The sequence below is a fragment of the Neobacillus piezotolerans genome, from assembly GCF_003362805.1.
Taxonomy (GTDB): Bacteria; Bacillota; Bacilli; order Bacillales; family Cytobacillaceae; genus Bacillus_D; species Bacillus_D piezotolerans.
Genome location: NZ_QNQT01000015.1, coordinates 57,361 through 69,243, shown reverse-complemented (window position 1 = coordinate 69,243; position 11,883 = coordinate 57,361). Strand labels below are relative to the sequence as shown.

12 protein-coding genes and 1 riboswitch are annotated in these 11,883 nt (G+C 44.9%); of the genes, 1 reads left to right on the top strand and 11 read right to left on the bottom strand.

The genetic code is table 11. From position 1 onward, the window contains the following. From DRW41_RS20665 to DRW41_RS20645, 5 genes are all read right to left on the bottom strand, one after another. Window positions 1-455 (bottom strand): DUF2663 family protein (locus DRW41_RS20665; RefSeq protein ID WP_115453929.1); only part of this gene is annotated, 455 nt, incomplete at its 3' end. Between the two features lie 139 nt (window positions 456-594). Continuing rightward, window positions 595-1,302 (bottom strand): LysM peptidoglycan-binding domain-containing protein, encoded by a 708-nt coding sequence (locus tag DRW41_RS20660; protein WP_115453928.1) that lies wholly within the window; start codon window positions 1,300-1,302, stop codon window positions 595-597. Between the two features lie 4 nt (window positions 1,303-1,306). After that, a complete protein-coding gene (locus tag DRW41_RS20655; protein WP_342772009.1) occupies window positions 1,307-1,885 on the bottom strand; it encodes a CPBP family intramembrane glutamic endopeptidase in 579 nt (192 codons plus the stop codon). Next, window positions 1,878-3,380 (bottom strand): RecQ family ATP-dependent DNA helicase, encoded by a 1,503-nt coding sequence (locus DRW41_RS20650; RefSeq protein ID WP_439330890.1) that lies wholly within the window; start codon window positions 3,378-3,380, stop codon window positions 1,878-1,880. Before DRW41_RS20650 ends, DRW41_RS20655 begins: the two co-directional genes overlap by 8 nt. Then, complete coding sequence (locus tag DRW41_RS20645) at window positions 3,377-4,462, bottom strand: YpbB family protein (protein ID WP_181884660.1); 1,086 nt, start codon at window positions 4,460-4,462, stop codon at window positions 3,377-3,379. Before DRW41_RS20645 ends, DRW41_RS20650 begins: the two co-directional genes overlap by 4 nt. Before the next feature lie 263 nt (window positions 4,463-4,725). On the opposite strand from DRW41_RS20645, the gene DRW41_RS20640 reads away from it, so the two are divergent. Further along, entirely contained in the window at window positions 4,726-4,974 is a 249-nt protein-coding gene (locus DRW41_RS20640) for a ferredoxin (protein ID WP_053599082.1), read from the top strand. A gap of 114 nt (window positions 4,975-5,088) precedes the next feature. Here DRW41_RS20640 and DRW41_RS20635 read toward each other — a convergent pair whose 3' ends face one another. From DRW41_RS20635 to DRW41_RS20610, 6 genes are all read right to left on the bottom strand, one after another. After that, entirely contained in the window at window positions 5,089-5,661 is a 573-nt protein-coding gene (locus tag DRW41_RS20635; RefSeq protein ID WP_115453924.1) for an ECF transporter S component, read from the bottom strand. A 159-nt stretch (window positions 5,662-5,820) separates the two neighbouring features. After that, window positions 5,821-5,955, bottom strand: a riboswitch (FMN riboswitch). Between the two features lie 147 nt (window positions 5,956-6,102). Beyond that, the gene (locus DRW41_RS20630) at window positions 6,103-6,891 is read right to left on the bottom strand and encodes a peptidoglycan DD-metalloendopeptidase family protein (RefSeq protein WP_115453923.1); all 789 of its coding nucleotides are present in this window, start codon (window positions 6,889-6,891) and stop codon (window positions 6,103-6,105) included. A gap of 186 nt (window positions 6,892-7,077) precedes the next feature. Beyond that, window positions 7,078-8,274 carry an RsiX family anti-sigma factor gene (locus DRW41_RS20625; RefSeq protein ID WP_115453922.1) on the bottom strand — a complete coding sequence of 399 codons (1,197 nt, stop codon included), beginning with the start codon at window positions 8,272-8,274 and terminating at the stop codon, window positions 7,078-7,080. Continuing rightward, window positions 8,249-8,800, bottom strand: coding sequence for an RNA polymerase sigma factor SigX (gene sigX / locus DRW41_RS20620; RefSeq protein ID WP_115453921.1), 552 nt, complete (start codon window positions 8,798-8,800; stop codon window positions 8,249-8,251). The genes DRW41_RS20625 and sigX overlap by 26 nt, the downstream gene beginning before the upstream one ends. A 402-nt stretch (window positions 8,801-9,202) precedes the next feature. Continuing rightward, on the bottom strand, window positions 9,203-10,981 hold the full coding sequence (locus DRW41_RS20615) for an ATP-binding protein (RefSeq protein ID WP_115453920.1): 1,779 nt from the start codon (window positions 10,979-10,981) through the stop codon (window positions 9,203-9,205). Next, window positions 10,978-11,694 (bottom strand): response regulator transcription factor, encoded by a 717-nt coding sequence (locus tag DRW41_RS20610; RefSeq protein WP_115453919.1) that lies wholly within the window; start codon window positions 11,692-11,694, stop codon window positions 10,978-10,980. The genes DRW41_RS20615 and DRW41_RS20610 overlap by 4 nt, the downstream gene beginning before the upstream one ends. Between the last annotated feature and the right edge of the window lie 189 nt (window positions 11,695-11,883).

Sequence of the window (11,883 nt, the reverse complement as noted above, 5' to 3'; positions counted from 1 at the left end):
TTTTTTTCATGGTACAGGTTGATATCATACTCTTTTTTCATCATTTCAAAGACGAGATGCCTTGATTTCCATTCATCTTCCTTTTTCCAAAGATCTTTGCTCCTGTCAACGATTTCACATCTAAGATCATGGTATTCTTTTTCCTTTTTATCACGTTGTTCTTTTAAAAGGATCATCATTCCGTAAAGCGAAACTGTTCCCACCAGAAAATAGAGGCTGGCGTTTTTTCGGACAAATGCCGAAAACATCGCATAGAACGAATAGGAATAATCGTGGACAACTGTGGCATAAAGATAAGCCAAAAATGCGGCAGCCATTCCAAGGGTAGCGAATATGGCCATATGATGCCTCGATTTCGCTTTTTCGAATTTCTTTTTTCTTTTCACTACATTTTCGAGCATTTGCCTAGTAGCATTGTCGGTCCTGTGGTCGAGCATTTTGATTGGGTTCTCCATCCTTCCCCTCCCATTCCATGGCATTGGCCTCACCATTCTCGGTTTTTATAGGATGAACCTTCTACAATGTATGTGCCTGTCCCGTTTATTATGTGACCGTATGGATTTGGATAAATAAAAACAGCCGTATGCACGGCTGTTAGTTCATCGGTATTTTCAAAGTCTGTCCCACTTTGATTTCATTTTCTACGATTCCATTCGCTTCCCTGATTTTTCCTATCCCATCCTGCGACTTAAAGTACATCATTGCGATCCTGAATAATGTTTCTCCGGGTTTGACGGTATGGTATTTCACCGATTCGTGTGATGCACCGCTATCCTGGCTATTGTTCCCCTCCGGATTTGCCCCATGGGACACGCTGGATTCTTTATCAGGCGCTGATTCGTTTGCCGGGGAGTCCTTCCCTTCAGAGGAAGCGGTACTCCCTGATAGAACCGGAGTTTCTTCTTTTTCACTATCTTCCCTAGAAGTTTCCGGCTCGGAAGCTCCTTCATCCTGGTCCTGCTCCTTGCTTGTTTCCTCATCAGGGGACGTTTGAACCTCTTCGTTCTGATCATTATCTTCAAAATTCACTGTCTCAATGCCGCCTTTTTCCGTGGAGCCTGCCGATTTGTTTCCCTCCAGGCTTGATATGACCGCGAAAACAGTTAGTGGAAGCAATATAAAGAACAGGACAAGCAAGCGGATGACCGGATATTTAAGCTTTAGGCTTGTTTTCTGTTTCTTATTTTGATGTACCCTTGACCTTGGCGGCAGTTTTGCTGGCTCGCCGGTTTCCGTCCTGACCCTCTCAATTTTTTGTCTGTGTTTTTCAACCTGTTCAAGATACGGATCTCCCTTTTTCATACTATTAACCTCCTTGTCTACTCCTAATTTTCAGCACAATCCCCAGGAGGAAATCAATTGTAAAATGCATGGCTGCCGTAACGGCCAGGTTTCCGGTCCAGCTATACAATGCCCCGATAAGAAAACTGAGAGCCACTATATTTATAAACAGAAACCAGTTAAAAAGGTATCGGTAGTGGATGATTGCAAAAATAATGCTTGCGATAACAAGCCCTGTTTTTTCCTGAATAATCCCCCGAAAGAGGATTTCCTCACTTAGCGCGACAACCGCTGCAATAAAGGCGATATGGGGAAAGCTTCTATTCGTGAAAATTTTTTCATTCAGCCCGCCATCATCAAAATAGGAGGATGGCAGGGCCTTCATAAGAAAAAGGTCCAATATGACTACAGCGAGGCCGGCGGGAATGCCAATCTTCCAGACGGCGGCATCCCGCCAGTCAAACAGCCCTATAATATGGCCCTTTTCAAAAAAAATCCAGCCCAAAACACCCGAAATCGCCAGGAGGATTAATTGCGTCAAATATAAATGGAAAAGCAATTCCCTGTCAGTTAGCTGCCCGATTAGCTGCCTTTGCCTATTCATCATATGTTTCACCCAATAATAGTCCGGACAGCCTTTCCTTCCAGCTTTTCACTTTTCCCTGAACCGGAATACCCGAATCTCCCTTTTTGTACACGTCCATGTCTAGCCCGCAGTTATCACAGCAAAGCATTCCGCCTGATTTAAGTTCAGGTTCTTGAAAATAGCGCAAAAAATAATTTCGAAGGCAGCCTGGCGCGCCAATCCATTCGAGCATGCGTCGGATATTTTCCATTTTCGCGCAATTCCTTCCCTTTACATATGCATCAAGCTCTTTTTTTAGTATCGGAATTTGAACCTCTTGTTGCCCGCCAAGACAGCTGGCAAGCCACCGCCATTGGTTTTCCGATAACCCGCTGGCACAAGCCGCTTGTTCCAATTCGAATGGAGAGTCAAATTGGGATGTATTCGAGCCGAGAGAGGAAAAGAATACTTCCAACTGATCGGGAGAAGGCAGTTCGCTTGCAGCGAGATGGTACTGAAGCTGTTCATCACCTTCTGAATAAAGAAGGATCGCGGTGGAAGGATCGCCATCCCTGCCCGCCCTGCCAATCTCTTGAAGATAGGATTCAATTTGCATCGGCATGTGGTAATGGATGACATAGCGGACGTTTTCCTTATTGATCCCCATCCCGAACGCGCTTGTCGCACAGATGACATCCAGCTGGCCGTTAAGAAATTGTTGCTGGATCAATACTCTCTGTTCCATATCCATTCCCGCATGATAAGCCATCGCTTTTGTAACGCCATTGTCCCTGAAATAGGCGGCGGTTTGTTCAGCGGCTTTCTTGCTGGAAAAATAAATTATGCCGGGCTGCTTTAATTCCTTTACCCAATAAAGGGCCCTGCCGTTTTTTTCGGTTAGGCTTTCAAGTTTTTCAATATGAAATGAAATATTCGGCCGATCGATGCTTGTTTCGATTCGCGTGGCCTTTTCTATCATCAACTTTCCCGCAATATCATCCCTGACTTCAGGGGTGGCTGTTGCTGTTAAAGCAAGGGTCAAAGGATTGCGCAAGCTTTCCCGGAAGTTTCCGAGCTTAAGATAATCCGGACGGAAGTCATAGCCCCACTGTGAAATGCAATGGGCTTCGTCGATTGCAAGCAAGGAGATAGGAATTTCTTTTAACCTTTCGATTATATGAGGAAAACCAAGCATCTCCGGCGATAGATAAATAAATTTATAGTGATGGAGCATTGAAAGTGCCTCTTTTTTTTCAATGGGCGATAAAAATGAATTTAACGCCACGACCCTCTTTTCTCCCCTTTTCATCATCTGTTCGACCTGGTCCTGCATAAGCGAGAGCAGCGGCGAAACAATTATGACTGCTCCTTCCAATATGTAGCCCGGCAATTGGAAACACAAAGATTTCCCGGTGCCGGTCGGCAGCATGGCAAGCGTATCCGCGCCATTCAAAAGGGACATCACCACTTCCTTCTGCCCGGGGCGGAAGGAAGAATAACCAAAATAAGTATAAAGTGTTTGTTCAAGCATTATAGTTCACCAAACTTCGCCAATACGAGCCGTATTTTAAAATAGGAGAGCCCTCCGGATAAATCCCGCAGTTCCCTAAGCTGCCTGGTTGATGCATTCTCTGCAATGAGGAAAAGTTTTTCCTGTTCCTCGGCCGTAACGTATGGTTCTATCAAAAAGCCGGGAACATTCAAAGCTATCTCGACAATATGGTCTTCGATTGTACTTCTCTTTAACCCTCGAGCAGCGGCGATGGAATCAATTTGCAATCCTTTATTTAATAGCTTTAAAGTTTGCCTGGATGTCTGTGTCAAGCTGCCCCTTCCTCCATCCTCCCCGGCTAAAAGTCTAGAAAGGAGCGGGAATTTCTCCTTGCGCCTATCCGCTGTTTTTGCTAATGCATGCAGGATAGCAAGGAATTCCAAATGAAAACGGAACTCGTCCATCCCAAGCTCCATTGCGGCCTGCTGCTCTGTCATGCCGGCAGATTGATAGCCTGTCAGCCTCAGGACAAGTATGTCGGGTTTTATTTGTTGTTCAAGTTCCTCCAATGCCAAGGTAAGCTCCTTAAATAATTCGACAGGAAGCACCGCTCTCTGACCGGGTCCCATATTCCCAACGAAGTTTTTTATCCAAAGCTGGGTCCGGCGCTTTTTTTGGATAGGCACATAACGTGTTTCCTTCATCGAGATGTGGGAACACACCTGGACAAGGAGCGATAACCTTTCCCAGAGAAACTGGGATGCAAAATGGTATTTCCACCCCTGAAGTTCAAGAGGAATCGGGTTTTTGGACAATTCCCATTCCAGGCATTCTGTTCCTTTGACGGAAAGAATATAACGCTTCGGGGCCGTTTCTAGGATTAACCCCTTGTCCTGTAGCGTCCGGATCGACTCTTCAAGACTCTCCCTCTTTACCCCTTCGTATGCCATAAATAAAGCGGTAAGGGAAAACAAATGCGCGTCCTGGATGGTTTGAGCGGATTTTTTGCCTTTAAGCAGATGGTAGATTGAATAAATTGTCCGTTCACCTTTTAATCGTGAAAGGGAATATAGAATTATTACTTCGAAATATTGGACATCAGCCTTCTCATTGGAATTTCGCATGTTACTCACCATTATTTCGTTTATATTTTTTCTCGTTTTTTCGTGTATAACATACATTTATTGAAGGTTCAATCTATTTTACCATGAAAATGTGTCGTACATCGGTAGAATTTAGGGAATAATATCGAAAGTCTGTTTCAATGAAAAGTATTATCAGTGCAATATCTATTGAAAAGTTTCCAATTCTTTTTTACAATAGAAATGCAGTATGCGTTTCCAGTTTATCAGTTAAAGAATCGTTTAAACCAACGGGAGGGTTTTTCATGGCAAAGTATACGATTGTAGACAAAGAAACTTGCATCGCTTGCGGGGCTTGCGGCGCTGCGGCACCAGACATTTATGATTATGATGATGAAGGTATCGCTTATGTAACACTTGATGACAACGAAGGCATCGTTGAAATTCCGGATGTTCTGATTGACGACATGATGGACGCTTTTGAAGGCTGCCCGACTGACTCAATTAAAGTGGCCGACGAACCGTTCGACGGCAATCCAACGAAGTTCGAATAATACAGGTATTACATATCCCCGCCATAACCGGCGGGGATTTTATATTGTCTGATGCACAAACAAAGAAGCAGCGGCTTTTTTTGCCGCTGCCTTTTGAAAAGTTATTTATTTTTATTATATGGACGCCTGCCTGTTGAACCAACCGTTCATTCTGATATATAAAGGGATGAACAACAATGAAACAATCGCGCCCTTCAAGATATTAAAAGGCAAAATTGCCATAACCACGAGCTTGCGCGCTTCCGCATCTGCCATTGCCGGCGCGTTCAAAAACAGGGTATAGGCGGGCAGGATAATGTAATAGTTCAGGACGCTCATGAGAACGGCCATAATGACTGTCCCCGCCACAAGAGCGATTGACAATCCCGTTTTTGTTTTAATCTTCTTGTAGACGAAATAGGTTGGCAGGATGAAAAGGACTCCTGCGGTAAAATTCGCAATGTGGCCGACAGGGACCCCTGTCTGGCTTCCTGTCATGAAATAGTCGAGCAGGTTTTTAATCAACTCAACCAATATTCCCGCTACAGGGCCAAACACCAATGCCGCGATTAATGCCGGGATGTCGCTGAAGTCGATCAGCAGGAAATTCGGGAACACAGGCAGCGGGAAATTCAACAGCATAAGGATATAAGATATGCTGCTTAGCATTCCAATTGCTACCATGGCCTTCAAAGTAAGTTTCTTCAATTTTCCTCTCTCCTTTTGTGTCCATCACTAAAGAAGAAAGATTCAGCATAAGCATTCCATCGCAAAGAAAACCCCCAAGCCCGGCAGCTTGAGGGAGTGATTTACAAAGGCATGCTTAATAAACGTCCAAAAGAACAATGTTTTGAACGCCTGCAGAACCTCCATCTTCTCCCATCCAGACTATACTGTCGGCTTTGGAATCGCACCAAATCCTGCCGCAAAGCAGCGGCTCGCGGGCTAAAGCAAAAGCTTATCACCGCCGGTCGGGAATTTCACCCAGCCCCGAAGATAGACAATATTTAGTTTACTAATTTATTATACTGAAAAACTCCCCTCTTGGAAAGCATTTAAGCCCACAATGATCTGTGTTGAATTTGTGAACATCTATGTTCCGAATTCCCTTTATCGAAATACCAATTGTACTGCCATTAACTTGGCAATTTAATTAAGTACGGCGCTTCCTTTAGGGAACGGCTCTGGCTCCCATTTGTCGAGCTGCAGTTCCTGACCCGGGAAAATTGTAATTGTATCGAGCCCATTCGTGTCCATCAGCTCACTAACTTCCATTCCGTATAATATGGCTATATCCCAGAGGGTGTCACCTTTTTTTACGAAATGGACAGAGTTCTCCTTGTTTGCGGCTGCAGCAGTCATTGTTTTTGCTGGCTGATTCACTTCAGCGGGCTCACCGCTATTATGCGCCGCCGCTATAAAATCCCCCTCTTTCATACTGCCAAACATGGCAACGGGGTTTATTGCGTTTTCCTTCTGATACGTCCATTGCGATTGATGTATTTCAAAATGGAGGTGTACGCCGGTGGAATATCCGGTATTGCCCATTGTCCCAATCTTTTCCCCTTTTCTTACCTCATCCCCTTCATCCGCCAACCTTTTGTCCAGGTGGGCATAAACCGTCACATATCCATTCGGGTGCTCGATCAGAACCGCATTTCCATATGTAGATGACAAATATGACTTTATCACTTTTCCTTCCAAAGCCGCTTTTACGGCAGATCCACGGCTTCCAGCAATATCAATTCCCTTATGGCGGCCGCTCCGGGTGCCGAACGTATCGGAAATAACCCCTTCAGCCGGCCATGTCCACAACATTTGTTCCCTCTTGTCCGTGGCCGGTCCTTCCGCGTTTGCCTGTCTGCCTCCCAGGAACAACAGAAAAATGCATACTGCCATTACCCCAGCTATTAAAAACCTCAATATATAGTCCTTCATGATTGTCTGCCTCCTTAAGCATTAACGTCCAAAACACATTATGCCTTTTTTTCCAAAGATAGAACCGAAAAGGCACATTTGTTATAATCTGGAGATTTCACGTATGTTATTCATAAAAGAGGCATTACCTAAAAATATCCAGAGACTGCGAAAAACAAAAAGCCTGCCGGCCGGCAGGCTTTTGGGTTATTGAATATGCATTTTGTTCGGGCCGATTGGCACTCTGTTCTCCTCAGCCAGTATGAACGGCCCCAATTGCGCGATTGGCGCGTTTTCTACTTTTACTTCCTTGAAACCAAATTCTTTTGCGGCCATCAGGATGGCTTCGAAAGATTGCTGGTTTTCGGGGCTATTTTCAAGAGCGACATTATCTGCGAGCGTCAGTGACAGCCTATCTCCATCAGCCGCTATTTCCTTGATTTCAAGGGAAGAAGGTATCGATGCAAGGTAAACGCCGTCCCCGCTGCCGGTTTTCATCACATCAAGCGCTTTTGAAACATCACGGTATTGCTCTCGAGATGGCACCAAGTAAGGCTGCTCGCGGCCTTCCGTGCGGACAAAGAAATACGCCCTGTTCTCTTTCCTTTCAACCGGTACTAAAGTTTTAGGTCCCATATGTTGAAGTTCAATACCCGGGTGTCCATCCGTCATAAATTTTATCTTGGTAACCGTACTATTCGAGGTAATATTTTCATTTAGGGAATCCATTAGGAATGCTTCTGTATTTGTACCCAATCCAAACTGATGCCCGGCCGGTACATCGACTACAAGGGTTTCCTCTCCCTCGAGCGCAAGTTTCGCATTAAGCGGATAATAGTCGTTAAGGCCCCATTCCGCCTCTTTTAGGCTGGCCAGTGCGAAGTTAAGATGATCGAGCCAGTTCTGTCCGTTGTCCTTAGGGACTGTGACGGTAACCGGCACAAGGTAATTGACATCCTTCGAAGGCACCCAAACGGTTACGGGAGCCTGGTTTTCAGCTACCTCGTCTTCGTAGAGGGCAGTTGCACTTGCTTTCGATTGATCCATTGAGAGAATCCCAAAGGTCTGATTTTCATCCGCATTGCCTGCTGGGCCCTTTTTAGCGGCAATTCCTGACTGGTCACTCAAATTGGCGGTTGCTGAAGTATCCGGGTCCTGCTTTTCTTCCAAAGCAACCTGTTTCCCTGGCTTTTCTTTAAATGCTTCCGGCGAGATTAGCAGGAAAATCAGAAGTGCGGCCGCCACCGCGGCAAACCCCGGCATTATCATTGCTTTCTTTCGTTTTTGCTTTATTTTCCTGGACATATTCTGATATATGTCCCGCGGGTCGCGATCGTCAGTTACTTTGGGCAAAAATCTTAGGCAGTCTTCAATCTGCTTATCGCTCCACCCTCGCTTGTTCATCCAAATACCCCTCCGTTTCAAAAAGCGTTTCCATTTGGGCTTTCAATATTTTGATGGCCCGATGCTGAGTTGTTTTAACCTTGCTCTCGGTCCAGCCCAATGCGCTGGCTGTTTCCGTAATCGACAATTCGTGCAAGTATCTCATGATGATGACAGCCCGTTGGTCGACTGTGCAAACATCAAGGCTTTTAAACATTCCCTGGACTTCTTCCCTTTGGATGGCGATTTCATCCGGCAAAGGCTGATGGTCCTTTACCTGTGCGGCCGACCAGTCGAATTTATCAAGCAGCTTTTGTTTCCAGCCTTTCTGCTTGCGGAAATGGTCGATGGCAACGTTGCGGGCTATTGAAAAAAGCCATGTTTTCTCGCTGCTCTTCCCTTCAAAACGCGAATACGATTTTAAAACGCGGATATACACTTCCTGAACCAAATCTTCAGCTTGTTCCTTACTGCGGACCATATAAAAAAGAAACTGGAAAACATCCTGATGGTATTTTTTATAAAGTTCAGTAAAAACGGAGTCCATTCACTTTTCCTCCCCGTTCATTGTTTTAGACGGCATTCGCCAAATAAAGTTACACCTTTAAATATAGTCTTTTTGGCAATAAAATGAAAGGAAAATGTTACAAATATATTTCATTTTATTCAAAACGTTGACAAATCGTTTTTTCTGCATAAAAGAACAAAATACGGAAGCGCTTTGGCCAGCCCCGACAGCATAAACAGAGCCCGAAGGATTTTCTTCCCTCCCGAGGGAACCGGCTGAGGGGCTTAGCACTGAATCTGGATTACGGGAATTTTTTCGAGTTATCCACAAGTTTCAATTTTATACTTTCCTTGAGGACACAAAAATGGCCTGCACCACTTACGTGCAGGCCAATTGTTTCCCATGTAACAAGATTAAACGTCAAAGTTCTTTCCATAACGCTTATTTTCGAGGAATAAAGAAGGAAAATGTCGTTCCTTGGCCAACCTTGCTCTGGACGGAAATGTGTCCTTTATGGGCCTCGATAATATTTTTTACAATGGCAAGGCCTAGGCCAGTCCCTGCCCGGCCGCGGGTCCTTGCTTTGTCTGCCTTATAGAATCTTTCAAAAACAAATGGAAGATCCTCCTCAGGAATTCCTGAACCTGAGTCAGCCACCTGGATTTGAAGGCCTCGTTCATCGCCATGGACAACCACATCCACAATGCCGTCCTTTGGCGTATGCCGTATGGCGTTATCGATCAGGTTTATCAAGACCTGCTCAATTCTGTCCGGGTCAAGCGGAAAATAATAATCAGGATTGTTTGTCCCATAGGTTAGATGGATCTCATTTTCCTTTGCGAGCCCCTGAAACTTCCGAATGATCTTGCCGATAAACGAATAGATGTCGATTTCTTCAACATGAAGCTGTATTTGGCCCGCTTCAAGGCGTGAGAGGTCAAGCAATTCATTGACAAGCCTTCCCATCCTCAATGATTCATCATATATGACCTTGGCCATTTCCTTTTTCTCTTCGTCCGTACCCGCAATATCATCCACTATCGCCTCGCTATAGCCCTGCAGCATGGAAATTGGCGTCCGCAATTCATGGGATACGTTTGCAATGAAATCTTTTCGAAGCTTATCAAGCTTCCGTTCCTCGGTCATATCCCTTACCACGGCGACCGCGCCTCGAATAAATTTTGAGCTGTAAAGCGGAGTGACAAGAATGACCCAATGCCTTCCCATCATAGATAATTCGCCTACCTGTTCTCTTTCCGTGTCCACGGCCTGCTGGAACAGTTCCATGACTTTGGAAGGGATTTCTCCTGTACCCCCTGCACCTGCTCCTTTATCGTAATACCAGTTTTGCAGGAATCGTTCAGCAGGTGGATTCGTAATCAGGATAGTCCCATCCCTGTTGAACGTAATAACACCGTCCGCCATTGAACTAAGGATGCTCGCAAGCTGTTCTTTTTCCTGGTTAAGGGCGTTCATATTGAATTTCAGCTGCCTGCCCATCTGGTTGAACGCGGTCGCTAGCTCGCCAATTTCATCATTTGTCAAGATTGGTACTTTGGTATCAAATTTACCTCTCGCAACTTCAAAAGCTGCTTCCCTCATCTTTCTAAGCGGAGCAGTGATCCGCGTTGAAAGGAAAAAGGCGAAAATTGTTGTAAGGACTATAGCTACACCCGCGACCAGGAGAATGAATTTTGTTGTTGACCTCGTTGTTTCCTTTACAACACTAAGCGATTGATAAACAAAAACCGCTCCGCTTTCCTTGCCTGAAATCCTCAAAGGGACACCGATGATTGAATAGTCTGCGCCATCTTCCTTATCATTTAGGGTAAGGGCGGAAACCTTCCTTGCGGTTTTTCCTTCTTTAATAACTTTTGATAAATCCGGATCATTGTAGATATCGGTAAGGCTTAGCCTATTGTCGGAATCCGTATTGGGTGAATAATACACTTCATCTTGTTTTTTTATGATAACTGCTTTTGTGTTGTGATCAAGTATTTCCCAAGATATTTCCAGGCCGACACTAATATCATCATTTTTGTGCTTTACCAGGACATGGGCGATCTTCTCGGCTGTATCGGTCATTTTTGTTCTTGTTTCCATAATGCTGTAATTCTCGAAGAATTCGAGCAGCATGACTGTCAAGATAAAAAGGACAAAGGAAACAAGCAAAAGGATGGTAAACCAGAGTTTACCTACGACGCTTCTAAGCAGGATCATTCATTCACGACCTCGAACTTATACCCCACTCCCCACACTGTCACGATCATTCGGGCAGCCTGCTCGGATACTTTGTTCAGTTTTTCCCGCAGGCGCTTAACATGGGTATCAACTGTCCGGAGGTCGCCAAAGAATTCATAATGCCAGACCTCTTTTAAAAGCTGTTCCCTGTCAAATACTTTATCCGGGGATTTAGCTAGGAAATAGAGCAATTCGTATTCCTTAGGAGTCAGGCTGACTTCCCTTCCATCAGCGGTGACTCGATGGGCATCATTATCGATTGTGAGATGCGGGAATACAATTACGTCCTTTGTTACGGTATCTGTTGCCAGATAGCTCGTCTGTGATGAACGTCGAAGGAGCGCTTTGACCCTTAGGACTACCTCACGCGGGCTGAAAGGCTTCACAATATAATCATCCGTTCCGACTTCAAAGCCCTGTACGCGGTTTACTTCTTCACCTTTTGCGGTAAGCATGATGACTGGCGTAGATTTTTTTTCCCTTAGGTCCCGGCATACCTCGATGCCATCTTTTCCAGGCATCATCAAATCGAGGAGGATAACGTCATAATCATTGGCAAGAGCTTTGGCCAAAGCTTCATTGCCGTCCTCCGCCTCATCGATCAAAAAGTCCTCACGCTCTAGATACATTTTCAAAAGCCTGCGGATACGTTCCTCATCATCAACAACCAAAATTTTAACGTCTTTTTCCATAAATAATCCCCCCATGCAAATATTTTACAAAATAGTTTGAATATTGCCAAATAGTACAAGCCTCTGCATCTGCATGCGGGGCTTTATAAATAATGGCCAAGGAGCGAGGGGTTAAGCAATCTCGTATTCTGATGCTCCTTGGCTAAAAATACAACATACCAATGATGAAGCTTTTTATCCTGATTCTTT

Bases quoted from the DNA above. Each gene is read 5' to 3' on its own strand.
- DRW41_RS20660 (WP_115453928.1), bottom strand. From the start codon at position 1,302: ATGAAAAAGGGAGATCCGTATCTTGAACAGGTTGAAAAACACAGACAA.
- DRW41_RS20655 (WP_342772009.1), bottom strand. From the start codon at position 1,885: ATGAATAGGCAAAGGCAGCTAATCGGGCAGCTAACTGACAGGGAATTG.
- DRW41_RS20645 (WP_181884660.1), bottom strand. From the start codon at position 4,462: ATGCGAAATTCCAATGAGAAGGCTGATGTCCAATATTTCGAAGTAATA.
- DRW41_RS20640 (WP_053599082.1), top strand. From the start codon at position 4,726: ATGGCAAAGTATACGATTGTAGACAAAGAAACTTGCATCGCTTGCGGG.
- DRW41_RS20630 (WP_115453923.1), bottom strand. From the start codon at position 6,891: ATGAAGGACTATATATTGAGGTTTTTAATAGCTGGGGTAATGGCAGTA.
- DRW41_RS20625 (WP_115453922.1), bottom strand. From the start codon at position 8,274: ATGAACAAGCGAGGGTGGAGCGATAAGCAGATTGAAGACTGCCTAAGA.
- sigX (WP_115453921.1), bottom strand. From the start codon at position 8,800: ATGGACTCCGTTTTTACTGAACTTTATAAAAAATACCATCAGGATGTT.
- DRW41_RS20615 (WP_115453920.1), bottom strand. From the start codon at position 10,981: ATGATCCTGCTTAGAAGCGTCGTAGGTAAACTCTGGTTTACCATCCTT.
- DRW41_RS20610 (WP_115453919.1), bottom strand. From the start codon at position 11,694: ATGGAAAAAGACGTTAAAATTTTGGTTGTTGATGATGAGGAACGTATC.